The organism is Rhodanobacter sp. UC4437_H4 (genome assembly GCF_052978425.1).
Window position 1 is genome coordinate 3,444,188 of the sequence record NZ_CM129673.1, and the last position, 25,042, is coordinate 3,469,229.

The 25,042-nt window shown below is 69.2% G+C and carries 25 protein-coding genes; 23 read left to right on the forward strand and 2 right to left on the reverse strand.

The genetic code is table 11. From position 1 onward, the window contains the following. Nucleotides 1–350: 350 nt before the first annotated feature. From fliQ to ACVCL3_RS15550, 14 genes are all read left to right on the forward strand, one after another. A complete protein-coding gene (gene fliQ, locus ACVCL3_RS15485) occupies nt 351–620 on the forward strand; it encodes a flagellar biosynthesis protein FliQ (protein WP_395119810.1) in 270 nt (89 codons plus the stop codon). Next, nucleotides 617–1,384: a flagellar biosynthetic protein FliR gene (gene fliR / locus ACVCL3_RS15490; protein ID WP_395119809.1), complete on the forward strand. Its 768-nt coding sequence runs from the start codon at nt 617–619 to the stop codon at nt 1,382–1,384. Before fliQ ends, fliR begins: the two co-directional genes overlap by 4 nt. Nucleotides 1,385–1,388: 4 nt before the next feature. Beyond that, nucleotides 1,389–2,528, forward strand: coding sequence for a flagellar biosynthesis protein FlhB (gene flhB, locus ACVCL3_RS15495; protein WP_395119808.1), 1,140 nt, complete (start codon nt 1,389–1,391; stop codon nt 2,526–2,528). A 12-nt stretch (nt 2,529–2,540) separates the two neighbouring features. Then, nucleotides 2,541–4,634: a flagellar biosynthesis protein FlhA gene (gene flhA / locus ACVCL3_RS15500; protein ID WP_395119807.1), complete on the forward strand. Its 2,094-nt coding sequence runs from the start codon at nt 2,541–2,543 to the stop codon at nt 4,632–4,634. Nucleotides 4,635–4,827: 193 nt separating this feature from the next. Beyond that, on the forward strand, nt 4,828–6,114 hold the full coding sequence (gene flhF / locus ACVCL3_RS15505) for a flagellar biosynthesis protein FlhF (protein ID WP_447098339.1): 1,287 nt from the start codon (nt 4,828–4,830) through the stop codon (nt 6,112–6,114). 14 nt (nt 6,115–6,128) lie between these two features. Next, nucleotides 6,129–7,070, forward strand: a complete 942-nt coding sequence (locus ACVCL3_RS15510; protein WP_447099886.1) for a MinD/ParA family protein — start codon at nt 6,129–6,131, stop codon at nt 7,068–7,070. Then, nucleotides 7,067–7,795 carry an RNA polymerase sigma factor FliA gene (locus tag ACVCL3_RS15515; RefSeq protein WP_395119804.1) on the forward strand — a complete coding sequence of 243 codons (729 nt, stop codon included), beginning with the start codon at nt 7,067–7,069 and terminating at the stop codon, nt 7,793–7,795. Before ACVCL3_RS15510 ends, ACVCL3_RS15515 begins: the two co-directional genes overlap by 4 nt. A 58-nt stretch (nt 7,796–7,853) precedes the next feature. After that, entirely contained in the window at nt 7,854–8,261 is a 408-nt protein-coding gene (cheY, locus tag ACVCL3_RS15520) for a chemotaxis response regulator CheY (RefSeq protein ID WP_395119803.1), read from the forward strand. Further along, nucleotides 8,258–8,902: a protein phosphatase CheZ gene (locus tag ACVCL3_RS15525; protein ID WP_395119802.1), complete on the forward strand. Its 645-nt coding sequence runs from the start codon at nt 8,258–8,260 to the stop codon at nt 8,900–8,902. Before cheY ends, ACVCL3_RS15525 begins: the two co-directional genes overlap by 4 nt. Nucleotides 8,903–8,915: 13 nt before the next feature. Further along, entirely contained in the window at nt 8,916–10,778 is a 1,863-nt protein-coding gene (locus tag ACVCL3_RS15530; protein WP_447101541.1) for a chemotaxis protein CheA, read from the forward strand. A gap of 4 nt (nt 10,779–10,782) precedes the next feature. After that, nucleotides 10,783–11,523: a flagellar motor protein gene (locus tag ACVCL3_RS15535; protein ID WP_395119801.1), complete on the forward strand. Its 741-nt coding sequence runs from the start codon at nt 10,783–10,785 to the stop codon at nt 11,521–11,523. Continuing rightward, nucleotides 11,520–12,536: a flagellar motor protein MotD gene (gene motD / locus ACVCL3_RS15540; protein ID WP_447099887.1), complete on the forward strand. Its 1,017-nt coding sequence runs from the start codon at nt 11,520–11,522 to the stop codon at nt 12,534–12,536. Before ACVCL3_RS15535 ends, motD begins: the two co-directional genes overlap by 4 nt. 37 nt (nt 12,537–12,573) lie before the next feature. After that, entirely contained in the window at nt 12,574–13,050 is a 477-nt protein-coding gene (locus ACVCL3_RS15545) for a chemotaxis protein CheW (protein WP_447099888.1), read from the forward strand. Next, complete coding sequence (locus tag ACVCL3_RS15550; protein ID WP_447098344.1) at nt 13,040–13,393, forward strand: DUF2802 domain-containing protein; 354 nt, start codon at nt 13,040–13,042, stop codon at nt 13,391–13,393. The genes ACVCL3_RS15545 and ACVCL3_RS15550 overlap by 11 nt, the downstream gene beginning before the upstream one ends. Before the next feature lie 219 nt (nt 13,394–13,612). On the opposite strand, the gene ACVCL3_RS15555 is transcribed toward ACVCL3_RS15550, so the two are convergent. Together ACVCL3_RS15555 and fliK are read right to left on the reverse strand one after the other, a co-directional pair. After that, nucleotides 13,613–13,864: a flagellar biosynthesis protein gene (locus ACVCL3_RS15555; RefSeq protein WP_447099889.1), complete on the reverse strand. Its 252-nt coding sequence runs from the start codon at nt 13,862–13,864 to the stop codon at nt 13,613–13,615. Next, nucleotides 13,861–15,006, reverse strand: a complete 1,146-nt coding sequence (gene fliK, locus ACVCL3_RS15560; RefSeq protein WP_447099890.1) for a flagellar hook-length control protein FliK — start codon at nt 15,004–15,006, stop codon at nt 13,861–13,863. Before fliK ends, ACVCL3_RS15555 begins: the two co-directional genes overlap by 4 nt. On the opposite strand from fliK, the gene ACVCL3_RS15565 reads away from it, so the two are divergent. The 9 genes from ACVCL3_RS15565 (at nt 14,999) to ACVCL3_RS15605 (ending at nt 25,029) form a co-directional block, all read left to right on the forward strand. After that, nucleotides 14,999–15,607 (forward strand): STAS domain-containing protein, encoded by a 609-nt coding sequence (locus ACVCL3_RS15565; RefSeq protein WP_447099891.1) that lies wholly within the window; start codon nt 14,999–15,001, stop codon nt 15,605–15,607. The two genes, fliK and ACVCL3_RS15565, sit on opposite strands and share 8 nt — an antisense overlap. A gap of 14 nt (nt 15,608–15,621) precedes the next feature. Next, nucleotides 15,622–15,984, forward strand: a complete 363-nt coding sequence (locus ACVCL3_RS15570) for a response regulator (protein WP_136257427.1) — start codon at nt 15,622–15,624, stop codon at nt 15,982–15,984. A gap of 10 nt (nt 15,985–15,994) precedes the next feature. After that, nucleotides 15,995–18,016, forward strand: coding sequence for a chemotaxis protein CheA (locus ACVCL3_RS15575; RefSeq protein ID WP_447099892.1), 2,022 nt, complete (start codon nt 15,995–15,997; stop codon nt 18,014–18,016). Between the two features lie 148 nt (nt 18,017–18,164). After that, on the forward strand, nt 18,165–19,877 hold the full coding sequence (locus ACVCL3_RS15580) for a methyl-accepting chemotaxis protein (protein WP_447098348.1): 1,713 nt from the start codon (nt 18,165–18,167) through the stop codon (nt 19,875–19,877). A 190-nt stretch (nt 19,878–20,067) separates the two neighbouring features. Then, entirely contained in the window at nt 20,068–20,574 is a 507-nt protein-coding gene (locus ACVCL3_RS15585; protein ID WP_136257424.1) for a chemotaxis protein CheW, read from the forward strand. A 14-nt stretch (nt 20,575–20,588) separates the two neighbouring features. Beyond that, nucleotides 20,589–22,313: a methyl-accepting chemotaxis protein gene (locus ACVCL3_RS15590; RefSeq protein ID WP_395119792.1), complete on the forward strand. Its 1,725-nt coding sequence runs from the start codon at nt 20,589–20,591 to the stop codon at nt 22,311–22,313. 2 nt (nt 22,314–22,315) lie between these two features. Then, nucleotides 22,316–23,188, forward strand: a complete 873-nt coding sequence (locus ACVCL3_RS15595) for a CheR family methyltransferase (RefSeq protein WP_447099893.1) — start codon at nt 22,316–22,318, stop codon at nt 23,186–23,188. Then, nucleotides 23,188–23,838 carry a chemoreceptor glutamine deamidase CheD gene (gene cheD / locus ACVCL3_RS15600; RefSeq protein WP_395119790.1) on the forward strand — a complete coding sequence of 217 codons (651 nt, stop codon included), beginning with the start codon at nt 23,188–23,190 and terminating at the stop codon, nt 23,836–23,838. The genes ACVCL3_RS15595 and cheD overlap by 1 nt, the downstream gene beginning before the upstream one ends. A gap of 99 nt (nt 23,839–23,937) precedes the next feature. Beyond that, complete coding sequence (locus ACVCL3_RS15605) at nt 23,938–25,029, forward strand: protein-glutamate methylesterase/protein-glutamine glutaminase (protein ID WP_447099894.1); 1,092 nt, start codon at nt 23,938–23,940, stop codon at nt 25,027–25,029. Nucleotides 25,030–25,042: the final 13 nt, after the last annotated feature.

The window sequence follows — 25,042 nt, forward strand, 5'->3', positions numbered from 1 at the left end:
ACTCCTTTTCGCCAGGGCAGGATGCCCTGTCGAAAAGCCCGGCCCCGGCTCACGGACTTGTTGGGCAGGATGCCCAACAAGCGCCAAGCGGGGTGGCCTTCTCTTTTGGTTACTTTTCTCTTGGCCACGCAAGAGAAAAGTGACTCGGTCGCCGAAGGCGATCGACCGCTCTTGCTTTTGATTGCACCCCCACCAAGGGCAAAAACATCGCGCACAAGGTGCGCTCCTACAGGTGCAGGCGATCAGCCGCTCTTCGCCTTGGCTGGAACCAAGAGCATCGCGCGCGAGCACGCTCCTACAGGGGCGAAGCGAGTCGCGCCATCGGCGAACCACGCCGCAGGACCCCGTCCATGACCCCCGAATCCATCATGGAACTCGGCCAGCATGCGCTCTACGTGGCGATGCTGGTGGCCGCGCCGCTGCTGCTCACCGCGCTGGCGGTGGGCCTGCTCATCGGCGTGATCCAGGCGGCGACGCAGATCAACGAGATGACGCTCAGCTTCATCCCCAAGCTGATCGCGATGGCGCTGGTGGCGCTGGTGGCGGGGCCGTGGATGCTGCGCCTGCTGGTGCAGTTCACCACGCAGCTGATCGAGAGCCTGCCGGGCGCGATCAGATGACTGCGCTGGATCTGGCGCAGCTCCCGGCGTGGCTGGGCAGCCTGTTCTGGTCGCTGGGGCGGGTCAGCGGGCTGTGCCTGGTGGCGCCGGTGTTCAGCTCCACGGTGATCCCGGCGCGCATCCGGGTGGGCGTGGTGGTGGTGCTCTCGCTGGTGCTGGCACCGCTGGCGCCGACCACGATCGATCCATTGAGCGGCGCGGGCGTGGCCACGCTGGCGGGGCAGGTGGTGATCGGTGCGATGGTGGGTTTCGTGCTGAAGCTGGTGTTCGAGGCGGTGTCGTTCGGCGGCGAGCTGGTGGCACAGAGCATGAGCCTGGGCTTTGCCCAGGTGGTCAGCCCGGGCGCCGGGCAGTCCACCGTGCTGAGCCAGTTCTACCTGTTGCTGGTGACCTTGCTGTTCCTGGTGATGGACGGCCATTTGCAGTTGATCGCGCTGCTGGCCGACAGCTTCCATGCCTTGCCGCCGGGTACGCCGGCGGTCAGCGCCAATGCGTTGCATGCGGTGGTGGCGTTCGGCACGGAGCTGTTTGCCGGTGCGGTGCGGGTGGCCTTGCCGGCGATGACGTCGCTGCTGGTGGTGAACATCGGCTTTGCCGCGATCAGCCGCGCGGCGCCGTCGATGAACCTGTTTGCGGTGGGCTTTCCGATCACCGTGTCGCTGGGCTTCATCGCCTTGTGGTTGTCGCTGCGCAGCCTGCCCGGCGCATTCCAGGCGTTGCAGGGTGATGCCTGGTCGCTGATGCGCGAATTGATGGGGAGCTGACGCCATGTCCGACGACAGCGACCAGGAAAAAACCGAACAACCGACAGAAAAGAAACTTCGCGAATCGCGCGAGAAGGGCGAGGTTCCGCGATCGCGCGACCTGTCCGGCGCGCTGGTGGTGCTGGCCGGCGTGGCGGCGCTGATGGGCAGCGGGCAGAGCGGCCTGGAGCATGCGCGGCGCATCTTTGCGTTGGGCCTGGGCTACTCGCGCGATGCGTTGTTCACCGACGCGCTGGCCGGCAGTGCGCTGCACGCGGCGATGCACGAGGCGCTGCTGCTGTTCGCGCCGGTGGCCATCGCCACCTTGCTGGCCGCGCTGGCCGGGCCGCTGCTGCTGGGCGGGTTGAACTTCAGCACCGAGGCGCTGCAACCGAAGTTCGAGCGGCTCGACCCGATCAAGGGGCTGGGCAAGATCTTCGCGCTGCGCGGCCTGGTGGAGCTGGGCAAGGCACTACTCAAGCTGCTGTTCATCGGTGGCGTGCTGGCGCTGGTGCTGCAGCACTGGCAGGGCGAACTGCAGGCCACCGGGCGCGGCTCGGTGGCGGCCGGCATCGCGCAGTCGATCGGGCTGCTCGGGCGTGCCGCGTTGTGGTTCGGCGTGATCCTGGCGCTGATCGGTGCGATCGATGCGCTGTACCAGAAGTTCGACCACGCCAAGAACCTGCGCATGACCAAGCAGGAGATCAAGGACGAGATGAAGGAGAGCGAGGGCAACCCCGAGATGAAGGGGCGCATCCGCCAGGTGCAGCAGGCGCAGGCGCGCCGCCGCATGATGGAGGACCTGCCCCGCGCCGACGTGCTGGTGGTCAACCCCACCCACTTCGCGGTGGCGCTGCGTTACGACGATGGCCGCATGGGCGCGCCGCGGGTGATCGCCAAGGGCGTCGACGTGCTGGCCGCGCAGATCCGCCTGGTGGCGGCCAGCCACCGCATCCCGGTGGTGGAAGCGCCGCCGTTGGCACGCGCCTTGTATGCAACGACTGAACTGGGCCGCGAAATCCCCGCTTCGCTGTTTGTCGCGGTGGCCCAGGTGCTTGCCTGGGTCTACCAGCTCAAGCAAGCCGCGGCGCAGGGCGAGAGCCCGCCGGCCGCACCCAACCCCGAGGTCGATCCTGACCTGATGGGCCCCTACCGCGATGCGTGACGAGTCAAAACGATGACGGGTGCAGACGTACTGGGCAATTTCAGACACCTCGCGCGACGGGGTGTTGGCGCGCCGGTGATCGTGCTGGCGATGCTGGGCATGCTGATGCTGCCGATGCCGCCGTTTTTGCTGGATATCCTGTTCAGCTTCAACATCGCCTTGTCGCTGGTGATTTTGCTGGCGGTGGTCTACGTGATGCGGCCGCTGGAGTTCGCCGCGTTCCCCACCGTGGTGCTGATGGCCACCTTGCTGCGGCTGGCGCTCAACATCGCCTCCACCCGCGTGGTGCTGCTGCACGGCCACGACGGCCCCGGCGCCGCCGGCAAGGTGATCGAGGCATTCGGCGAGTTCGTCATCGGCGGCAATTTCGCCGTGGGCCTGGTGGTGTTCGCCATCATCGTGGTGATCAACTTCGTGGTGATCACCAAGGGCGCCACCCGCGTATCGGAGGTGACCGCGCGGTTCACCCTGGACGCCATGCCCGGCAAGCAGATGGCGATCGACGCCGACCTCAACGCCGGCCTGTTGACCCAGGAGCAGGCGCGCGAGCGGCGCCAGGAAGTGCGCGAGGAGGCGGACTTCTACGGCTCGATGGACGGCGCCTCGAAGTTCGTGCGCGGCGACGCCACCGCCGGCATCCTGATCCTGTTCATCAACATCGTCGGCGGGTTCTTCGTCGGCGTGATGCAGCACGGCCTGTCCGCCAGCGAGGCGGCGCGCACCTACACCTTGCTCACCATCGGCGATGGCCTGGTGGCGCAGGTGCCGGCGCTGCTGCTGTCGGTGGCCGCGGCGGTGATCGTCACGCGCGTGTCCAAATCGCAGGACATGGGCAAGCAGGTGATCGGCCAGGTGTTCGGCCAGCCGCGCGCGCTGGCGGTGGCCGCGGTGGTGCTGGGCGTGATGGGCGTGATCCCGGGCATGCCGAACGTGGCCTTCCTGCTGCTGGGCGGCATCTGCGGCGGCATCGCCTGGCTGCTGTTCAAGCGCGAGCGCGAGACGCGCGAGCGGCTGGCCGAGTCGGTAGCCGAGGCGCCGGTGGCGGCCGCACCGACCGAGCGGCTGGAGCTGGGCTGGGAGGACGTGGCCAGCGTCGATCCGCTGGGCCTGGAAGTGGGCTACCGGCTGATCCCGCTGGTCGACACCCACCAGGGCGGCGAGCTGATGGGCCGGATCAAGTCGGTGCGCCGCAAGCTGTCGCAGGAACTCGGTTTCCTGGTGCCGGCGGTGCATATCCGCGACAACCTGGACCTCGGCCCCAACACCTACCGCATCACCCTGATGGGCGTGCCTATGGGCGAGGCCGAGGTGCACAACGACCGCCTGATGGCGATCAATCCGGGCCAGGTGCACGGCACCTTGCAGGGCATCGCCACGCAGGACCCGGCATTCGGGCTGGAGGCGGTGTGGATCGAGAGCGGCCAGCGCGAGCTGGCGCAAAGCTACGGCTATACCGTGGTCGACCCGGCCACGGTGATCGCCACGCATCTGTCGCACATCCTGCAGGGCCACGCGCACGAACTGCTCAGCCACCAGGACGTGCAGCAACTGCTGGACCGGCTCGCCGCCAACGCGCCGAAGCTGGTCGAGGACCTGGTGCCCAAGCGGCTGTCGCTGGGCGTGGTGGTCAAGGTGCTGCAGAACCTGCTGGCCGAGCGGGTGCCGATCCGCAACATGCGCAGCATCGTCGAATCCTTGGCGGAGCACGCCGGGCAGAGTCAGGATCCCGGCGTTCTGACCGCCGCCGTGCGCGTCGCGCTGGGCCGGCAGATCGTGCAGGAGATCACCGGGCTGGGTACCGAGGTGCCGGTGATCACGCTGGCGCCGGAGCTCGAACAGATCCTGCTCGGCTCGCTTTCCGGCGGCGGCGGCGTGGCCGGAGCCGCGGTGGAACCGGGTCTGGCGGACCGCCTGCAGCAGAGCGTGGCCGATGCCGCGCGACGCCAGGAAATGAGCGGCGAACCCGCGGTATTGCTGGTTGCGCCACCGCTGCGGCCATGGCTCGCGCGCTTCACCCGCCATGTGGCACAGAACCTGCACGTACTGGCCTACAACGAGGTGCCCGACAACCGTCGGGTGCGATTGGTACAAGCGCTGGGGCGCTAGCGCCCCAACGCCGGGAATAGGGAATAGGGAATAGGGAATAGGGAATAGGGAATAGGGAATAGGAAATGCGCGCACACGAAACTGAAATCGGGAATGGGAAATCGCGAAGGCCGCGTGCTGTCGAGCGCGACGCGGCTGCTTCTGCCGATTCCCTATTCCCCATTCCCTATTCCCGCGAGCGAAGCGAGCACCCATGAAAATCAAACGTTACGTAGCCCCCGACATGCGCCAGGCGATGCGCGAGGTGCGCGAGGAGCAGGGCGACGAGGCGGTGATCCTGTCGACGCGGCGGATTGCCGAGGGCATCGAGATCATCGCGGCGCTGGATTACGACGAAGCGCTGATGCGCGAGGCTTCGCGCCAGGGTGCCGCGCGCGCGCCGGCCGAACCGCCACCACCGTTGCCGGCGGCGAACAGCCAGCCGCCGGTCGCGGAGGCGCCCGCGCCTCGTGCCGCGGTGGCACCCCCGCCGCCGCGTCGTCCGCGCGTCGAGCCGACGCCTGCCGCGCCGGTCGCCGCGCGTGCCGCGGCCGCGCCGCTGATGGAACGTGCCGCGCAGGACACGGCGCGCCTGCGCAACGAGCTGGGCAGCATGCGCGAGATGCTGGAAGTGCAGTTGTCCAGCCTCGCCTGGAACGACCTGGAGCGGCGCCAGCCGCTGCGCGCGCGGGTGCTGCGCGAGATGACCCGCATCGGCATCGAGCCCGACGTGGCGCGTTTGCTGGTCGACGACCTGCCCGAGCAGATCAATGCCGAGCAGGCGCGCTACCTGCCGCTGGGCATGCTCAGCCGCCGCCTGGCGGTGAGCGGCCGCGCGCTGGCCGACGATGCGCCGATGGTCACCGCCCTGGTCGGTCCCACCGGCGTGGGCAAGACCACCACCATCGCCAAGCTCGCCGCCCGCGCGGTGATGCGCCACGGCGCCGACCAGGTCGCCCTGGTCAGCACCGACCACTACCGCATCGGCGCGGCCGCGCAGCTGGAACACTACGGCCGCCTGCTCGGCGTGCGCGTCTACCCGGCCTACGACGGCGACAGCTTGCGCAAGGTGCTGGAACTCCTGCGCGATCGCCACACCGTGCTGATCGACACCGCCGGCGTGGCCAGCCACGATCCCCGGCTCAACCAGCAGCTGGACACCCTGGCCCAGGCCAATGAACTGCGCGCCACCCTGGTGCTGGCGGCGAACACGCATGCACAGTCGCTGGACGACGCCGTGCGCGCCTACCTGCCGCTGCAGCCGCAGGCCTGCATCCTGACCAAGCTCGACGAAGCGCCCAACCTGGGCGGCGCGCTGTCGGTGCTGATCCGGCGCCGGCTGGCACTGGACTACACCACCGACGGCCAGCGCGTGCCGGAAGACATCAGCGTGGCCGACGCGCGCGTGCTGGTGTGCCGCGCGGCGCAATCGCTGAAGACCGGCATTCCCGACGACAGCCTGATGGCCGACCGGTTCGGACTGGCGGTAGCCAGCGCATGAGCGGAGTACCTGCAATGGACCAGGCCTTCGGGCTGCAACAGACACTGGGCATGGCCGCCGGCCCGGCGACCCCGCCGGCCGCGCTGCAGCCGGGTCACCAGGCCAGCACCCTGTTCGGCAACGGCGCGCCCGCACGCCCGCCGTGCCGCACCATCGCGGTGGCCGGCGGCAAGGGTGGCGTGGGCAAGAGCACGGTCGCGGTGAACCTGGCGATGGCACTGTCCATCGCCGGCCGCGAGGTGATGCTGCTGGACGCCGACATGGGCCTGGCCAACGTCGACGTGATGCTCGGGCTCACCCCCTCGCGCCACATCGGCCACCTGCTCGACGGCGAGTGCACGCTGGAGGAACTGCTGCTGCCCGCCGCGCGCGGCCTGCAGGTGGTGCCGGCCGGCTCCGGTGCGCGCCGGCTGGCGCAGCTCGACAACGGCGAGCACGCGGCGATCATCCGCGCGTTCGACGAACTGGCGCGCCCGCCCGAATTCCTGCTGGTGGACACCGCCGCCGGCCTGTCCGACAACGTGACCATGTTTGCCGCCGCTGCCTCGGACGTGATCCTGGTGGTGTGCGACGAGCCTGCCTCGCTGACTGACGCCTACGGCCTGACCAAGGTGCTCAGCCGCGATTTCGGCGTGCGGCGCATCCGCATGGTGGCCAACATGGTGCGCAACGAGGGCGATGCGCGCGCGCTGCACCAGAAGCTGGCGCGGGTCAGCGACCGCTTCCTGGACGTGGTGATCGATTTCAGTGGATGGGTGCCGCACGACGAGCGTCTGCGCCAGGCCATCCGCAGGCAATGTGCCGTCGTCGACGTGTGGCCGTCGAGCCATTCGGCGCTGGCATTCAAGAAATTGGCGGAACTGGTCGATAAGTGGGCGGAGACGGACCGCGCAGTGTTCGACCGGATTGCCTTCTTTGGCGGCCGGAACGCAACGGCTGATGGGGTGCCGAGATGAGTGTGGCTTCGGAGTATCTGCAGGTTTCCCGCGAAAGTGCCGACGAACTGGTACGCCGGCATGCACCGTTGGTGCGGCGGATCGCCTATCACCTGATGGGGCGGTTGCCGGCCAGCGTGGACGTGGGCGACCTGATCCAGTCGGGAATGATCGGTTTGCTGGAAGCGTCGCGCAATTTCGCCCAGAACCGCGGGGCGAGCTTCGAAACGTATGCGGGCATCCGCATCCGTGGCGCGATGCTGGACGAGCTGCGACGCACCGACTGGGCGCCGCGCTCGGTCCATCGCAAGACCCGCGAGGTGGCGGAGGTGATCCGCCAGATCGAGGTCGAGACGGGTGCGGAGGCGGACGAGAAGGAGGTGATGCGGCGGCTGGGCATCAGCGCCGAGGAATACCACCAGGTGCTGGCCGATGCCGCCTGCGTGCGGCTGCTCAGCCTCACCGGGTCGGACGACGGCGACGAGGGCGGCGTGATGGACGTGGCCGACGAGGGCAGCCTCGGGCCGTCGGAGAACATCGAGCGCGAGGGCATGCGCGAGGACCTGGCCGAGGCGATCAGCGGCCTGCCCGAACGCGAGCAGCTGGTGATGTCGCTGTACTACGAACAGGAGTTGAACCTGAAGGAGATCGGCGCGGTGCTCGGCGTGAGCGAGTCCCGCGTCTGCCAGATCCACGGGCAGGCGGTGCTCCGGTTGCGCGCACGACTTTCCGGCTGGCGCGGCTGACCGCGGCCGGACGGACCAAAACCAAGGGGCCGCCTGACGGCCCATGTGGAGAGAAGCGTTGGACAAGAACATGAAAATCCTGGTGGTGGACGACTTCTCCACCATGCGGCGCATCGTCAGGAACCTGCTGGTGGAGCTGGGTTTCAGCAACCCGCTGATCCAGGAGGCCGACGACGGCGAGAACGCGATCGCGATGCTGCGCAGCCAGCCGTTCGACCTGGTGGTCACCGACTGGAACATGCCCAACATGACCGGCATCGACCTGCTCAAGGCGATCCGCGCGGAAGCGTCGCTGAAGGGCCTGCCGGTGCTGATGGTCACCGCCGAGAACAACCGCGACCAGATCATCGCCGCCGCCCAGGCCGGCGTGAACGGCTACATCGTCAAGCCGTTCACCGCGGTCACGCTGAAGGAAAAACTCACCAAGATCTTCGAGCGCATCGCCGCCGGCGGGGTGGCCGCATGAACGCCGCCGCTCCCGCCCTGGCGATGGACAAGGACCTGCCGACCGAACTGCGCGAACTGCTGAACAGCCCGAACGGCGCCGAGTTCGAGCAGGCGCTGGACGCCATCGTGCGCCAGCGCGAGCAGCACATGTTCCGCGCGCTGGGCCAGCTCGCGCGCGACCTGCACGACGCCGTGCGCCGGCTGGGCACCGACCTGGCGCAGGACGGTTTCCCCGGCAACGTCGCCGACGCGCGCCAGTACCTGCAGGACGCGCTGGAGATGAGCGCCAACGCCGCGCACCGCACCATCGACTTCGCCGAACGCATGCGCCCGCAGGCCGAGGCGCTGACCATCAACGCCGCCGAAATGCTCAAGTGGTCGCAGGACAACGAGCCCTCCGCGGTGCTCGCGCGCGAATCGGTGATGTTCGCCGAGGGCTGCCGCGAAGGGCTGGCCGAACTGGTGGTGGCGCAGTCGTGGCAGGACCTCACCGGGCAACGCATCAAGAAGGTCGACAACTTCATCGGCTCGGTCGAGTCGACCCTGCTGGAACTGGTGCGCCTGACCGGCGCGCTGGCAGGCAGCGACCTGCCGGCCAGCGCGGCCAAGGTCTCCAGCCAGGAGGAGGCCGACCGCCTGCTCAGCGAATTCGGATTCTGAGGACATGGCCTCGATGGACACGGCATTCGACCTCGAGCTGCGCCAGGATTTCCTGGTCGAGGCCGGGGAGTTGCTGCAGCGGCTCGGCGAGCAACTGGTGGCGCTGGAGACGTCGCCGCGCGACAGCGAGCTGCTCAACGCCGTGTTTCGCGCGTTCCACACCGTCAAGGGCGGCGCCGGTTTCCTCGCGCTGGAGCCGATGGTGGTGCTGTGCCACCACGCCGAGGATCTGCTCAACGAGGCGCGCAACGGCAAGGTCGCGCTGGACGCCGCCCACATGGACGGCCTGCTGCAGGCGCTGGACCTGCTCAACGACATGATGGCCGCGGTGAGCGACGGCGGCGCGATGGCGATGCCGCCGCCGGCCCTGCTGCAGGCGCTCACGCCGCACGCCGCGGCGCCGGCACCGGTGGCCGCGCCGCCGCCGGCCGCGGCGTCCGCCGAAGCCGGCGCCATCGACGACAACGAATTCGAGGCGCTGCTGGACACCCTGTACGGCACCGCCGCCCCCGGTACCGTCGCGCCGGCCCCGCTTCCCGCCGCGCCGCCGGCCGGCATCGACGACGACGAGTTCGAGGCCCTGCTCGACAGCCTGCACGGCAAGCCGGGCCAGCCTGCCGCACCTTCACCTTCACCTGCACCGTCGCCCGCAACGACCGCGCCGTCGGCGAACGCCGCCCCGGCGCGTCCGGCCGCGGCGGCGGATCACTCGGTGCGGGTGGACACCGCGCGACTCGACCTGCTGGTCAACCACGCCGGCGAACTGGTGCTGCTGCGCAACCGCCTGCTCAGCCTGGCCGCGCGCCTCGGCGACGAATCGCTGGCCACCACCGCCGGCGAACTCGATCGCGTCACCGACGCGCTGCAGGGCGCGGCGATGGGCATGCGCATGCAGCCGGTCGGACGCCTGTTCCAGCGCTTCCCGCGGATCGTGCGCGACCTCGCGCGCCAGCTCGGCAAGGAGGTCGAACTGGTGCTGGAAGGCGAGGGCACCGACCTCGACCGCAGCCTGGTCGAAGCGCTGGCCGATCCGCTGATCCACCTGCTGCGCAACGCACTGGACCACGGCGTGGAAATGCCGGACGAACGCGAGCGCAACGGCAAGCCGCGCAAGGGCCGCATCGTGCTTTCCGCCAGTCAGCGCGGCGAGCGCATCGTCATCGCAGTCAGCGACGACGGCCACGGCATGGACCCGGACATCCTGCGCCGCAAGGCGGTCGAGAAGGGCCTGCTGGACAATGCCCAGGCCGCCCGCCTGAGCGACGCCGAGTGCTATGAACTGATCTTCCGCCCCGGCTTCAGCACCGCGGCGGCGGTGTCGGACATCTCCGGCCGCGGCGTCGGCATGGACGTGGTCAAGACCCGCGTGGCCGAGCTGGGCGGCACCTTGCGCGTGCAGTCGCGGCTGGGCCACGGCAGCGAGCTGGAACTGACCGTGCCGCTGACCCTCGCCGTGCTGCGCGTGCTGATGGTGCGCGTGGCCGACCGCCTGCTGGCGCTGCCGCTGGGCAACGTGCAGGAAGTGTTCGAACTGGCCGACGGCCAGGATCGCGAGCTGGATGGCCGCCTGGTCGCCGAGCACCGCGGCCGCGCGCTGCCGCTGACCGATCTCGCGCGCTGGGTGGGCACCGATGCCGGTGCCGGCCGCCACGTGGTGGTGCTGCACATCGGCCACCAGCGCCTCGGCTGCCTGGTGCACGAGGTGCGCGGGCGCGAGGACGTCATCGTCAAGCCGCTCGGCCCGCTGTTCGCCGACGCCTCGGGCATCGCCGGCGCCACCGTCACCGGCGACGGACGGCTGGCGCTGGTGATGGACCTGGCGGGCCTGGTCGCCGCGGCCGACAGCTGTTCCGCCTCGCTGCAGAAGGAAGTCTGACCGCATGGACAGAATCAGCATCATCGGCACCATCCTGGGCTTCGTGGTGATCGTGATGGGCACCGTGCTCAAGGGCTCCACCGTGGAAGCGCTGTGGAACCCGGCCGCGTTCGTGATCGTGTTCTTCGGCACGCTGGCCGCGCTGCTGGTGCAGAACCAGGGCGCGGTGATGAAACACGCGCTCAAGATGATGAAACTGATCTACCGGCCGCCGCGGCACGAGCCGCGCGACCTGATCAGCCGCATCGTGGGCTGGAGCGAAATCTCGCGCCGCCAGGGCCTGCTCGGGCTGGAGCCGCAGATCGAGTCCGAGAGCGACCCGTTCGTCAGCAAGGGCCTGCAACTGCTGGTCGACGGCGGTGAGCCGGATACCATCCGCAGCGTGCTGGAAGTGGACATGGACACGCGCGAGGCGATCGACCTGGCCGGCGCCAAGGTCTACGAGAACGCCGGCATCTACTCGCCCACGCTGGGCATCATCGGCGCGGTGATGGGCCTGATGGCGGTGATGCAGAACCTGGCCGATCCGAGCAAGCTCGGCCACGGCATCGCCGCGGCCTTCGTGGCGACGATCTACGGCGTGGCGCTGGCCAACCTGTTCATGCTGCCGATGGCCGCAAGGCTGAAGAGCCTGGTGGGCAAGCAGTCGCAGATGCGCGAGATCCTGGTCGAAGGCCTGGTCTCGATCGCCCAGGGCGACAACCCGCGCCAGATCGAAGCGCGCCTGCAGGGTTACGTCGCGTGAGGCGGCATCGCCACGAAGAGCACCAGAACCACGAGGCGTGGGCGATCCCCTATGCCGATCTGATGACCCTGCTGCTGGCCTTCTTCGTGGTGATGTACGCGGTGTCGGTGGTCAACGAGGGCAAGTTCCGCGTGATGTCCGAATCGCTGCTGCAGGCCTTCAACGGCAACAGCCAGGTGATCGCGCCGCCGCCCGCGTCGGAAGGCCAGCGCCAGCCGGCCGCGGCCGTGCCGATCCGCCATTCCGTCAACCGCAGCAACCCGGTGACGCTGCCGTTGCCGCTGCTGCGCCCGCCGGCGCCGGGACGCGGCGGCGCGCAAAGCATGCACGACATCGAGAACCAGGTACGCAAGGCGCTGCAGCCGCTGATCGACCGCAAGCTGGTGGTGGTGCGCCACACGCCGAACTGGCTGGAGATCGAGATCCGCACCGACATCCTGTTCCCCAGCGGCGTGGCACAGCTTTCCACCTCGGCCAACGCCGTGCTGGAGAACCTGGCCGGCATCCTGGCCCGCTTCCCCAACGCGTTGCGCGTGGAAGGCTTCACCGACAACGTGCCGATCAGCACCGCGCAATATCCGTCCAACTGGGAGCTCTCCGCCGCGCGCGCGGCCAGCGTGGCGCGCTTGTTCGCGATGACGGGCGTGGCACCCGACCGGCTGGGCATCATCGGCTGGGGCGAGGTGCGTCCGCTGGCCACCAACGACACCGCCGAAGGCCGCAACCAGAACCGTCGCGTGCTGGTGGTGGTGATGAACGAGCGCACGGGCGAGCCGCGCGAGCAGCTCGATGCGCAGCGATGGAGCGAGCTGGCCGGCCCGGCCGCGGCGCCTGTCGCGAATGCTGCCGCACCCGCGCCTGCACCCGCTGCGGCCAGCGGGGCAGGCCTGCTGCCGGTCGTGCCGGCGGTGATCGCCGTCCATCCCGCCGACCCGCAGCCTGCCGCGGTCGCACCCGCCGTGCCGGCCGATGCGCCGCATCCGGTCGCGCGCAACCTGAGCCCGGATCGGTGAGCGCCATGCCTCTGTTCAACCTTGCCGGACCCTGCCCATGAACGCGCCCGCCTGCGCACCCGCCGCTGCCGCCGGGCACTGGCTGTCGTTCCGCATCGGCACGCAGCTCTATGCCGCGCCGCTGGCGGCGGTGAACGAGGTGATCCGCGACGGCGACATCACCCCCGTGCCCGGCGCCGCCGCCGACGTGCTCGGCGTGCGCCACCTGCGCGGACGCATCGTGCCGGTGCTCGATGGCCAGCGCCGCATGGGCGTGGCGAATGTGCCGCTCGACCCGGCCAGTGTTCGCATCGTGATGCTGGCCCACGCCGAACACCTGGTCGGCCTGCGCGTGGGCGCGGTCGGCGAGCTGCTGCACAGCGACGGCATCGAGATCGAACCCCCGCCGCCGGGCCGCGCCAGCCGCCGCGACGATCCGGTCACCGGTGTACTGTCATGGCAGGGTGGATTCGTGGCCCTGCTTGATGTATCTCGGTTGTGTCGACTGGGGGGAGAAGCGGGCCATGTGGCTTGAGATCGGGATGGGGGTGCTGCTGGTGCTGGCGCTGGTCCAGTGCGCCGTGCTGTACCGGCTGTGGCAACACTCGTTGCAGCTGCAGCAACGCGTCGAACAGGTCGTGCATGACACCGCCCACGGCGTCACCGACGTGCCGACCTCGATGCTGGTTGCCGCGCTTGGCCGGGTCGAACGGCAGATCCGCCACGCCGAGCAGCAACCGCCGCCCACCCGCCAGTCCTACGAGCTGGCCCAGCAACTGGCCCGCGAAGGCGCCGACCTCGACCAGCTGGTGAGCCGCTGCGGCTTGTCGCGCGACGAGGCGCGGCTGGTAATGCAGATGCATCCGGCCGGTTCCTGACACCGCCCGAACACATCGCAGGGCGGGCACCGCCCGCCGACCGACCGTTCCGCGATATGACGATGGCGGGCATTGCCCGCCCTACGATCCGCCTCGTTTCTGTAGGAGCGCACCCTGTCCACAAGGGACTTCCTTCGGTCGTGCGCGATACCTTTCGTCACGCAAAGAAGAGCATCGCGCGTAGGGCGGGCACCGCCCGCCATGCGACCGGCGACGCGGCTACTCTTCCGCCGCGTCGTAGATCGTCGCCAGCACCGAGGCGGCGGCGGCGTAGAGCTGCACGGGGATGTCGTCGCGCAGGCGCAGCGTGGCGAGCAGGGCGGCGATCTGCGCGTCGTGGTGCAGCGGCACGCCCATCTCGCGGGCGCGGGCCAGCAGCAGTTCCAGCGACTGCGCCGACATCGGCGCGGTTTCCTCGCTGGCGCTGGCCAGGCGCAGGCTGACCCGCTTCGGTGGCGGCTGATCGTTCATGCGGTGGCCTTCAGCAGCAGGGCGCCGCTGCCCGGCGGGTTGGGTATGCCGACCTGGCAGCTCAGCTGGTCGAGCAGCACGCCGCAGGCGGCCAGGCGCTGGCGCAGCGGGGTGAACTGGCGCTCCAGTTTCTGCGCAGTCTCGATGCGCTCGGCCCACAGCCGCACCGACAGCCGCGGCTCGTTCAATTGCAGCTCGCCCTGCACCGGGCCCAGCGGGGGCAGGTCCAGCGCGAAACCCAGTGTCCAGCCCTTGCTGCCCTCGGCGCCGTCGGTGCCGAACTCCAGCTTGATCTGCAGCACGTCGTGGCCGTCCTTGCCCAGCAGCGGCACCTCGATGATCCAGGCCGAGGCGGGATGGGCGCTGGCATCGAGCTGCGCCACTTCGATGCGTGCCAGCGCGGCCTTCACGTCGCCGTGCAGGCGGCGCAGCAACTGGGCCACGTCGTCATCGCCGGTCAGCGCCGGCAACGGCAGCGGCAGGCGCGGCTGCGACTGCAGTGCGCGCTGCAGCAAGGGTGGCGCGGCGTCGCCGCGATCCGATGGCGGCGGTGCCGGCGCACGCCGGTCGAGCAGGCTGGCCAGGCGCAGCAAGGCGCCTTTCCAGTCGTCGGCGGGCGGCATCGGCTGGCCGGGGCGCGGTTGCAGCAGTCGTGATTCGAAGAACAGGCCGCTGCGCCGGATCGCCTCGCGCAGGCCGTCGCCGCGGGTGATTTCCGCCGGCGTGCGCAGCGCCTGCTCCAGCACCGCCAGCGCGGTGCGCACGTCGGCCGGCAATTGACGCAGCGCCGGCCGCTGGGCCAGCGCGGAGAGCGTTGAAAGCAGCGGCGTGTAGCCGTTCTGCTGCGGCAGGCGTTCGCGCAGCATGCGCTGGAAAGTGGGGTCGGCCGCCTGGCTGAGCACCTCCAGTTGCGGCTGCGCGCCCAGGCTCAGCACACGCACCTGGAACTGTGCCGGCAGTTGGCTGTGCGACACGTCCGCCTCCACCGTGAGCGCGCCGATCTGCAGCACCAGCAGGCCTTGCGGGTTCACGCCCAGCGGGCGCGCCGCCAGCACCGTGCCGATGCGCCAGCTCTGGGCGGTGGTGCCGGAGGCGGCACCAGCCCAGGTAAGCGCGGCAAGGCTGATCGGTGGGATGTTCAAGCGTAAGTTCCTGCGCCTGGCGCGGATGGGAAAGGCGGCGGTCGCGAAGGTCATCGGCCGCTTGCGGGAATACTTGAGCGCGCCGTTTGGGCGCGCGACACCTGCCGGCGCCGGCAGGGAAACCCGGGAGAACCCCGACTGCCGTCATTCCCGCTTTCGCGGAAATGACGGCAAAAGGGCAGTTATTCGAGACTCCCTAAAGCGAACCGCCCGGCGGCCGATAGAGCAGGCGTCGGCGCACAACGGCGCGAACGGAGTCATCGAAATGGGCGGCAAGCGGGCAGCGAAGAACAAGCAGCCACCGGCGGCGGCCGACGGGGCCGCGGTGGTCTGCCTGCCGGCGGACTGCCGGCTGGCCGCGCAGATGGCGCTGAAGGAACAACTGCAGCAGGTGCTGCAACACGGCGACATCGTGATCGACGCGCAGGCGCTCGAGCGCGTCGACACCGCGGCGTTGCAGTTGCTGGTGCTGTTCCGGCGCGAACTGGAACACAACGGCGGCGCGCTGGCCTGGCGCGGCACCAACGAGGTCCTGCACGAGGCCGCGGCCCTGCTCGGGCTGGAACAGTCATTGAACCTGCCGACGGCAACGTCGGCCTGACACGAGGTGGCAGCATGGCAAAGATTCTCGCGGTAGACGATTCGGCCTCGATGCGGGGCATGGTGGCCTTCACCCTGCGTGGCGCCGGCCACGAGGTGACCGAAGCGGAGAACGGCCAGCTGGCGCTGGACGCCGCCCGCGGCAACGCGTTCGAGCTGGTGCTGGCGGACGTCAACATGCCGGTGATGGATGGCATCGCGATGGTGCGCCAGCTGCGCGCGCTGGATGCGTACAAGGGCGTGCCGATCCTGATGCTGACCACCGAGTCGCACACCGAGAAAAAAATGGAAGGCAAGGCCGCCGGCGCCACCGGCTGGCTGGTCAAGCCGTTCGACCCGGAACAGCTGCTGGCCACCGTCAAGCGCGTGCTCGGCTGAAGGAATACCGATGGGCGCCGTCGACCTGACCCAGTTCCACAAGACCTTCTTCGAGGAAAGCCTGGAAGGGCTGGACGCCATGGAAGCGGCGTTGCTCGCGCTGGATTCGGGCTCGACCGACCATGAGCTGGTGCACACCATCTTCCGTGCCGCGCACTCGATCAAGGGCGGCGCGGCCACCTTCGGCTTTGCCGAGGTGGCTGCGTTTACCCACGTGGCCGAATCGTTGCTGGAGGAAGTGCGCAGCGAACGTCGCGGCGTGGACGGCGAACTGATCGACCTGCTGCTGCGCTCGGTGGATTGCCTGCGCGCGATGCTCGACCACACCAGCCACGGCCTGCCCGCGGCCGACGCCGACAGCGAGGCGCTGCGCGGCGAACTGGTGCGCCTGGTCAGCGGCGAAGCGGCCCCCGCGCCGGCGGCGGCGACCCCCGCGGCAGCGAGCGTGGACAGCTGGGCGATCCGCTTCGTGGCTTTGCCGCACCTGTTGCAGACCGGCAACGATCCGCTGCGCCTGTTCCGCGAACTGCAGCAACTGGGGCAGCTCGACGTGTGCCGCGCCTTCGTGGTCGACGCGGCGCCGACGCAACTGGCCGAACTCGATCCGGGCCAGTGCTGGCTGGGCTGGGAATTGCGCCTGCATGGTGCCGTGGCGCGCGCCGACGTGGCCGCGGTGTTCGACTGGGTCGAGGGCGACTGCGAGCTGACGATCGAGCCGATCGCCGCCGCGTCTGTTGCGCCCGCGCCGACCCTCGTCGCGCCACCGGTCGCCGCCCCCGCCGCTCCCGTCGCCAGCCCCGCGCCCGCCAGCGCGCCGCGCCCGGTTCGCGAAACGGCGGCCGCGAGCAGCGAGGGCAGCTCGATCCGCGTCGGCATCGACAAGGTCGATGCGCTGATCAACATGATGGGCGAGCTGGTGATCACCCAGTCGATGCTCAGCGACATCGGCGAACATTTCCACCTCTCGCAGCTCGAACGCCTGCGCGAGGGCCTGCTGCAGCTGGAGCGCAACACGCGCGAGCTGCAGGAGAGCGTGATGCGCATCCGCATGCTGCCGATCGGTTCGGTGTTCAACCGCTTCCCGCGGCTGGTGCGCGACCTGGAGCGCAAGCTCGGCAAGCAGGTGAAGCTGGAACTGCACGGCGAGCACACCGAGCTGGACAAGACGGTGCTGGAAAAGATCGGCGATCCGCTGGTGCATCTGGTGCGCAATGCGATCGACCACGGCCTGGAATCGCCGGAGCAGCGCCGCGCCGCCGGCAAGAACGAAACCGGCACCTTGCGGCTGGACGCCTACCACGAAGGCGGCAACATCGTGGTGCAGATCAGCGACGACGGCGCCGGCCTCAACCGCGCCGCCATCGTGGCCAAGGCCGAGCAGCGCGGCCTGATCCGCCCCGGCCAGGAAGTGGACGATGCCGAAGTGGCCGAGCTGATCTTCCAGCCGGGCTTCTCCACCGCCGCGCAGGCCACCGACCTGTCCGGCCGCGGCGTGGGCATGGATGTCGTGCGCCGCAACGTGCGCGACCTCGGCGGCAGCGTCGGCGTGCGCAGCCAGAGCGGCAAGGGCAGCGTGTTCACCATCGCCCTGCCGCTCACGCTGGCCATCATCGACGGCCTGGTCACCGCGGTGGGCGAGGAGCGCTACATCGTGCCGCTGATCTCCATCGTCGAGTCGCTGCGGCTGCGCCCGGAGATGGTGCGCAAGATCGCCGGCGGCGGCGAGGTATTCCATTTCCGCAACGAGTACCTGCCGATCATGCGCCTGCACCGCGCGTTCGGCTGCAACGCGGCGATCACCGAGATCGAGCGCGGCATCGTGGTGGTGGTGGAGGAAGAGGGTCGCCGCGTGGGCCTGCTGGTGGACGACCTGCTCGGCCAGCAACAGGCGGTGGTGAAGTCGCTGGAGGCGCATTACCAGCGCGTGCAGGGCATTTCGGGCGCCACCATCCTCAGTGATGGTTCGGTGGCGCTGATCGTGGATGTGTGTGGCGTGGTGCGGTTGGGGCAGCGCGGCAAGGCGGCGGCCTGAACGTGCATGCCGCGACGGCGCCTGCAAGCGTCCTTCAAGAATGGCGACGACGAACCCGGATGCGTTCGCCGGCGAGTGTTACGGCGCCTCTGCGCGCCACCCCGCGCGGTCATGGTGGCCGGCGGGCCTTCTCTTCGAGGTGTTCGAGATGTTGTCGGCGATACGCGGTTTCTTTGATCGGCTCAGCCTGAACGCACGGCTGGTGCTGGTCGTGTCGGTGGTCGTGCTGGGGCTGTTCGGCCTCACCGTGATGAATGCGCTGCAAAATCGCGCCGGTCAGATGGACGGGCTCCAGAGCCTGTTGCGCAGCCAGATCGAGTCGGCCGTGTCGGTGGCTGCCGCGTTCCACGAGCGCGCGGGCAAGGGCGAGTTCAGCGAGGCGGAGGCGCAGAAGCGCGCGCTCGCCCAGATCCACGACATGCAGTGGAACAAGGGTGCCGGCTACGTCTTCGCATTCGACGACAAGTACACGTTGACCTCGCACCCGGTGATGCTGGACAAGCTTGGCACCAGCGTGCGCGAGATGACCGACCAGAACGGCAAGCCGATCTTCCAGGCGATGCACGCCATCGACATGAAGGACGGCGGCGGGCTGACCTATTACGACTGGCTCAAGCCCAGCAGCAAGAAGATCGTGGGCAAGGTCACCTACTCCGAGCGCTATCAGCCGTGGGGCATGCACTTCGGCGCCGGCGCCTATTTCGACGACATCGATGCGCAGTTCCGCCAGACCCTCGCACTGAACCTGGGCAAGGCGGGATTGCTGGCATTGCTGGTGATCGGGCTGGTGTGGCTGTCGATGCGCAGCATCCGTCGCAGCATCGGCGGCGAGCCGGGTTTCGCGGTGGCCATGGCCACGCGCATCGCCAACGGCGACCTGGGCAAGGACGACGGTGGCAAGACGTTTGCAGCCGGCAGCCTGCTGGCCGAATTGGCCCGCATGCGCGACCGGCTGACCGGCATCGTGGGCGAAGTGCAACATGGTTCGGAGGCGGTGAGCAGTGCAGCGCAGCAGATCGCCAAGGGCAACGACGACCTCAGCCAGCGCACGCAGGAGCAGGCCTCCAGCCTGGAGGAAACCGCCGCCTCGATGGAGGAGATGACCTCCACCGTGAAACAGAACGCCGAGAACGCCAGCTACGCCAACCAGCTTGCCAGCGGCGCGCGCGAGCAGGCCGAGCGCGGCGGCGAGGTGGCCGCGCAGGCGGTGGCGGCGATGGACGAGATCAATGCCTCCAGCCGCAAGATCGCCGACATCGTGGGGCTGATCGACGAGATCGCGTTCCAGACCAACCTGCTGTCGCTCAACGCCGCGGTGGAAGCCGCGCGTGCCGGCGAGCAGGGCCGCGGCTTCGCCGTGGTGGCCAGCGAGGTGCGCAGCCTGTCCCAGCGCAGCGCGGCGGCGGCGAAGGAGATCAAGGGGCTGATCAACGAAAGCGTGCAGCGGGTGCAGGCCGGCAGCGCGCTGGTCGACCAGTCCGGCGCGGCGCTGACCGGCATCGTGGAGAGCGTCAAGAAAGTCACCGACATCGTTGCCGAGATCGCCGCGGCCAGCCACGAGCAGTCCGCCGGCATCGACCAGGTCAACCGCGCCGTGATGCAGATGGACGAGGTCACCCAGCAGAACGCGGCGCTGGTCGAGGAAGCCGCCGCCGCCGCGCGGGCGATGCAGGAACAGGCGCTGGAACTGCAGCGGCAGATGAGGTTCTTCCAGCTCGGCGGCGCACCGTCCGATGCGCAAGCGCCCGTCGCGGCGCCGGAATCGGCACGCGTGGTGGAGCTGCCGCGCAAGGCGGTGGCTCGTGCTGCCGAGCCGGCGCCGCGGCGCGCGGCGGCCGCCGGCGCCTGGACCGAGTTCTGATTCTCCGTTTCGCGGTCCTCCCACGGGCGCTTGCCTGCCAGCGGCCGCCCGATGGCGGGACCGCGCCCGTCTTCCGCACGGCGCGGCAGCAGCGGCCGCGTCCCCTTTCCGCTCAAGTTTCCTGTCGCCGTGCCGACACAGGTGATGGCGGCACGGCGACCGCAATCGCCCATCACGAGGTAGCAGGCTCATGCACGAGAACACCGATGGCGCGGCACCGACGGTGCAGCAGCTGACGTTCAACCTGGCGGGCGAGGAGTACGGCGTCGACATCCTGTCGGTGCGCGAGATCCGCGGCTGGTCGCGCGTGACGCGCATCCCGCAGACGCCCGACCACCTGCTCGGCGTGCTCAACCTGCGCGGCGCGATCGTGCCGATCATGGACCTGCGCCTGCGCTTCGGCCTGGAGCGCGAGAGCTATGGCGACAGCACGGTGGTGATCATCGTGGCGGTCGCCGAGCGGTTGTTCGGCATCGTGGTGGATGCCGTTTCCGACGTGGTCGACATCGACCCGTCCGCGATCAAGCCGGTGCCCGACATGGGCGCCGTCGTGGACACCCGCTACCTGAAAGGTCTGGCCACCCATGTCGAACGCATGGTGATGCTGCTGGACGTGGACAAGCTGATGCGTCCGGAAGACGTGGAAACCCTGGACGCGGCGTTGCCGCATGTCCGCGAAGTCGAAGTTGCCGCCTGAATCGGGGAATGCTCATGAAGATCAAGAAAGTGCTGGCACGTTTCGCCAAGGTGCCCACCCTCACCGTCAAGGCGCGCCTGATCGGCGTGTTCGCTCTGCTCGGCGCGATGCTGGTGGCCGGTGCGGCGATCGGCCTGGGCGTGATGTCCTGGCAGAACGAAGGCATGCGCACGAGTTACGAGGAGGCGATGGTGCCGGCCAGCCTGATGGGCCAGCTGCGCGCCAAGTCGCTGCTGAATTTCATCGTGCTGGGCGAGGCCGCCGGCGCGATCGACAAGCCCAACCAGGTGAAACAGAAGGTCGCCGAGTCCGAGCAGATCCAGAAGGATATCGCGGCGGTCAACAAGCAACTGGCCGCCATTCATCTGAGCCCGGAGGTCGCCAAGAAATACAAGGACTACAACGACACCACGGGGGATTACAGCGATGCGCTGAAGGAGATCTACGACGGCCTCAATTCCAGCGACACCGGCACCGCCGACATGATGGACATGCAGCTGCGCCCGTTGCTGATGATGCGCCAGGACGCACTGGACAAGCTGGTCACCGCGCAGAGCGACGAAGTGCGTGACATCTACCAGTCGCAGGTCAAGCGCTACCGCTTCGTGCAGACCACCACGCTGGCGGCGCTGATCGCCGGCCTGCTGCTGGCGCTGTTCGTGGCGGTGCGGCTGATCCGCTCGATCACCGGTGCCTTGCACCATGCGGTGAAGATCGCCGACCAGATCGGTGAGGGCAAACTGGGCCATGACATACGCGTGAACCGCAAGGACGAGTTCGGTCGCCTGCTGCTCGCCTTCCGCAACATGGACCAGCACCTCAGCGAGATCGTGGGCGAAGTGCGGCTTGGCTCGGATGCGGTGAGCACGGCCGCGCAGCAGATCGCCCGCGGCAACGACGACCTCAGCCAGCGCACGCAGGAACAGGCCTCCAGCCTGGAGGAAACCGCTTCGTCGATGGAGGAGATGACTTCCACCGTGAAGCAGAATGCGGAGAACGCCAGCCACGCCAACCAGCTCGCCCGCGGTGCGCGCGAACAGGCCGAGCGCGGCGGTGAAGTGGCCGGCAAGGCGATCGCGGCGATGACCGAGATCGACGCCTCCAGCCGCAAGATCGGCGACATCGTGGGGCTGATCCAGGAGATCGCCTTCCAGACCAACCTGCTGGCGCTCAACGCGGCGGTGGAAGCGGCGCGCGCCGGCGAGCAGGGCCGCGGCTTCGCCGTGGTGGCCACCGAGGTGCGCAGCCTGGCCCAGCGCAGCGCCGGCGCGGCGAAGGAGATCAAGGGCCTGATCAGCGACAGCGAGGAAAAGGTGCGTACCGGTTCCGAGCTGGTCAACCAGTCAGGCAAGGCGCTGGCCGAGATCGTCGACAGCGTGAAGAAAGTCACCGACATCGTGGCCGAGATCGCCGCGGCCAGCCATGAGCAGTCTGCCGGCATCGACCAGGTCAACAACGCCGTGATGCAGATGGACGAGATGACCCAGCAGAACGCCGCGCTGGTCGAGGAAGCCTCGGCCGCTGCCCGCGCGATGCACGAGCAGGCCGACGAACTGGCACGCCAGGTGGCGTTCTTCCAGGTCGCCGACAGCGGCCAGGCGGCGCCGGCCAAGGCGCCGGTCGCGGCCGCCGCCGCGGTGGAGACTGCCGCGGTATTGGCCGCCGTGCGCAAGGCGCAGCCGGCACGCGCGATGGCCGAGGCGGACGCCGCCGCGGCTGGTGCGTGGAAGGAGTTCTGAGCATGAACGCGACGGTCGACATGCCCGTCGCCGAGCTCGCCGGCGGTCCGCGCCTGGGCGACAGCGAGTTCGAGTTCCTGCGCAAGTTCGTCTACACCCACTGCGGCATCTCGCTGGGCGAGCACAAGCGGCAACTGGTGCAGGGGCGGCTGTTCCGCCGCCTGCGCGCGCTGGGCCTGCAGCACTTCAGCAGTTACTGCGAGCTGCTGCAGTGCGATCCGCAAAGCGAACTGGGCGAACTGGCCAGCGTCATCAGCACCAATGTGACCTCGTTCTTCCGCGAGGTGCACCACTACGACCTGCTGGTTGCCGAGCTGCTGCCGCGCTGGCTGGAAGACAAGCGTCGCAGCGGCGAGCGGCTGCGCATCTGGTCGGCCGGCTGCTCCACCGGCGAGGAGCCCTACGCGCTGGCGATGGTGCTGGCCGAGGCGATCGAGCAGCACGGCGCCAGCGGCGTGGACGCGAAGATCCTCGCCACCGACCTCTCGCCGCAGGCGCTGGAAACCGCGCGCCGCGGCGTCTATCCGCTGGACCGCCTCGGCGGCATCAGCGACGCCCATCGCCGCCGCTGGATGCTGCGCGGCTCGGGCGAGTACGAAGGCCTCGCCAGCGTGCATCCGACGCTGCGCGAGCTGGTCACCATCCAGCCGTTGAACCTGCTGCACGAATGGCCGATGAAAGGCCCGTTCGACGCGATCTTCTGCCGCAACGTGGTGATCTATTTCGACCAGCCGACCAAGCAGCGCCTGTTCCGTCGCTACGCGGAGCTGTTGCCGGTCGGCGGCTACCTGTTCCTGGGCCACAGCGAGTCGCTGCACGGCATCAGCGAGGATTTCGAACTGATCGGCCGCACGGTCTACCGGAAACGCGGTTGATGGACGTGCAGCTGGCCGATCGACGCAAGGCGCCCGCGATTTCGGCGGCACCGCCGGGCTTCGAGCACCTGCGGCGCTTCTGGGACCCGGCGCAGGGCTGCATGACGGTCAAGGTGCTGCCCGGCGAGTTCTACGTCAGCGACCAGGAAGAAATGCTCAGCACCGTGCTGGGCTCGTGCGTCTCCGCCTGCATCCACGACGTGCGTCGCGGCATCGGCGGCATGAACCATTTCATGCTGCCCGAACCGGTCGGCGAGCGCGACAACTGGTCCTCCACCGTGGGCCGCGCGGCGCGCTACGGCTCGGACGCGATGGAGCAGCTGATCAACGCGATCCTCAAGGCCGGCGGCCAGCGCGCCGACCTGCGCGTGAAGGTATTCGGCGGCGGCCGCGTGCTGGCGCGCATGAGCGACGTGGGCCAGCGCAACATCGAGTTCGTGCGCCGCTACATCGCGGCGGAGAACCTGGAGCTGGTGGCGTCGGATCTCGGCGACGTGTTCCCGCGCCAGGTGCAGTTCTTCCCGCACAGCGGCCGCGCCCGCGTGCGCCTGCTCCGGCGCAGCGACGACGTGGCGCTGGTGGCCGGCGAGAGCGGTTACCTCAAGCGTTTGGCAAACGATCCGATAAAGGGTGAGGTGGAGCTGTTCTAGTGGCGGCGGCGGGGGCCGGAAGTGGCCGCACTGCTTCCGCCTCCGCGCTCGCGGCTCGTTTCGCACCACCCTCGACAAGACAAGGCAGAGAAGCAGGCAATGACAAGGGTGCGCGTTCTGGTGATCGACGATTCCGCATTGGTGCGCAAGCTGATGTCGACGATGCTTGCCTGCGATCCGGAGATCGAGGTGGTCGGCGCTGCCGCCGACCCGCTGATCGCCCGCGAGAAGATCAAGCAGCTCAACCCCGACGTGCTGACCCTTGACGTGGAGATGCCGCGCATGGACGGCATCACCTTCCTGGAAAACCTGATGCGGCTGCGGCCGATGCCGGTGGTGATGGTGTCGTCGCTGACCGTGGAAGGCGCCGACGTCACCTTGCGCGCGCTGGAAATGGGCGCGGTGGATTTCTTCGCCAAGCCCGACCACGACCTGGCCAGCCGCTTCGGCGAATGCGCGCAGGAGATCTGCGACAAGGTGAAGCTCGCCGCGCGCACCCGCCCGCGCGCGCGGACCACGGTGCGCAAGCTGGACGTGGCGCCGCGCCTGTCTGCCGACGCCGTGCTGCCGCGGGCACAGACCGCCGGCAGCCGCGGCGGCAGTCCGATCATCGCCATCGGCGCCTCCACCGGCGGCACCGAGGCGGTGCGCGTGGTGCTGGAGGCGATGCCGCCGGATGCGCCGCCGATCCTGGTCACCCAGCACATCCCGGCTGCGTTCAGCGGCCCGTTCGCCGCGCGCATGGATCGCTGCTCGGCGATGCGCGTGTGCGAGGCGCAGGATGGCCAGCCGATCCAGTCCGGCCATGCCTACATCGCCCCCGGCAGCCACCACCTGCTGGCGATGTGGGATGGCGCGAAATACGTCTGCCGCCTGCACGACGGCCCGCCGGTGAACCGGCACAAGCCCAGCGTGGACGTGCTGTTCCGTTCGCTGGCCGCCAGCGCGGGCGCGGCCACGCTGGCCGTGCTGCTGACCGGCATGGGCGACGACGGCGCCCGCGGCCTGCTGGAACTGCGCCAGGCCGGTGCCGCCACGCTGGTGCAGGACGAGGCCAGTTCGGTGGTGTGGGGCATGCCCGGTGCTGCCTGGAAACTCGATGCCGCCGGCGAAATGCTGCCGCTGGACCACATCGCGCCGCGCCTGCTGGCGCTGGCGCGCCAACCGCTAGCCGGCGCCATGCGCGCCTGATCCGGGGATTCGA

Excerpts from the sequence above, each read along its gene's own strand:
- fliQ (WP_395119810.1), top strand. The coding sequence starts at position 351 with ATGACCCCCGAATCCATCATGGAACTCGGCCAGCATGCGCTCTACGTG.
- fliR (WP_395119809.1), top strand. The coding sequence starts at position 617 with ATGACTGCGCTGGATCTGGCGCAGCTCCCGGCGTGGCTGGGCAGCCTG.
- flhB (WP_395119808.1), top strand. The coding sequence starts at position 1,389 with ATGTCCGACGACAGCGACCAGGAAAAAACCGAACAACCGACAGAAAAG.
- flhA (WP_395119807.1), top strand. The coding sequence starts at position 2,541 with ATGACGGGTGCAGACGTACTGGGCAATTTCAGACACCTCGCGCGACGG.
- flhF (WP_447098339.1), top strand. The coding sequence starts at position 4,828 with ATGAAAATCAAACGTTACGTAGCCCCCGACATGCGCCAGGCGATGCGC.
- ACVCL3_RS15510 (WP_447099886.1), top strand. The coding sequence starts at position 6,129 with ATGGACCAGGCCTTCGGGCTGCAACAGACACTGGGCATGGCCGCCGGC.
- ACVCL3_RS15515 (WP_395119804.1), top strand. The coding sequence starts at position 7,067 with ATGAGTGTGGCTTCGGAGTATCTGCAGGTTTCCCGCGAAAGTGCCGAC.
- ACVCL3_RS15525 (WP_395119802.1), top strand. The coding sequence starts at position 8,258 with ATGAACGCCGCCGCTCCCGCCCTGGCGATGGACAAGGACCTGCCGACC.
- ACVCL3_RS15530 (WP_447101541.1), top strand. The coding sequence starts at position 8,916 with ATGGACACGGCATTCGACCTCGAGCTGCGCCAGGATTTCCTGGTCGAG.
- ACVCL3_RS15535 (WP_395119801.1), top strand. The coding sequence starts at position 10,783 with ATGGACAGAATCAGCATCATCGGCACCATCCTGGGCTTCGTGGTGATC.
- ACVCL3_RS15545 (WP_447099888.1), top strand. The coding sequence starts at position 12,574 with ATGAACGCGCCCGCCTGCGCACCCGCCGCTGCCGCCGGGCACTGGCTG.
- ACVCL3_RS15550 (WP_447098344.1), top strand. The coding sequence starts at position 13,040 with ATGTGGCTTGAGATCGGGATGGGGGTGCTGCTGGTGCTGGCGCTGGTC.
- ACVCL3_RS15555 (WP_447099889.1), bottom strand. The coding sequence starts at position 13,864 with ATGAACGATCAGCCGCCACCGAAGCGGGTCAGCCTGCGCCTGGCCAGC.
- ACVCL3_RS15565 (WP_447099891.1), top strand. The coding sequence starts at position 14,999 with ATGTTCAAGCGTAAGTTCCTGCGCCTGGCGCGGATGGGAAAGGCGGCG.
- ACVCL3_RS15570 (WP_136257427.1), top strand. The coding sequence starts at position 15,622 with ATGGCAAAGATTCTCGCGGTAGACGATTCGGCCTCGATGCGGGGCATG.
- ACVCL3_RS15575 (WP_447099892.1), top strand. The coding sequence starts at position 15,995 with ATGGGCGCCGTCGACCTGACCCAGTTCCACAAGACCTTCTTCGAGGAA.
- ACVCL3_RS15580 (WP_447098348.1), top strand. The coding sequence starts at position 18,165 with ATGTTGTCGGCGATACGCGGTTTCTTTGATCGGCTCAGCCTGAACGCA.
- ACVCL3_RS15585 (WP_136257424.1), top strand. The coding sequence starts at position 20,068 with ATGCACGAGAACACCGATGGCGCGGCACCGACGGTGCAGCAGCTGACG.
- ACVCL3_RS15590 (WP_395119792.1), top strand. The coding sequence starts at position 20,589 with ATGAAGATCAAGAAAGTGCTGGCACGTTTCGCCAAGGTGCCCACCCTC.
- ACVCL3_RS15595 (WP_447099893.1), top strand. The coding sequence starts at position 22,316 with ATGAACGCGACGGTCGACATGCCCGTCGCCGAGCTCGCCGGCGGTCCG.
- cheD (WP_395119790.1), top strand. The coding sequence starts at position 23,188 with ATGGACGTGCAGCTGGCCGATCGACGCAAGGCGCCCGCGATTTCGGCG.
- ACVCL3_RS15605 (WP_447099894.1), top strand. The coding sequence starts at position 23,938 with ATGACAAGGGTGCGCGTTCTGGTGATCGACGATTCCGCATTGGTGCGC.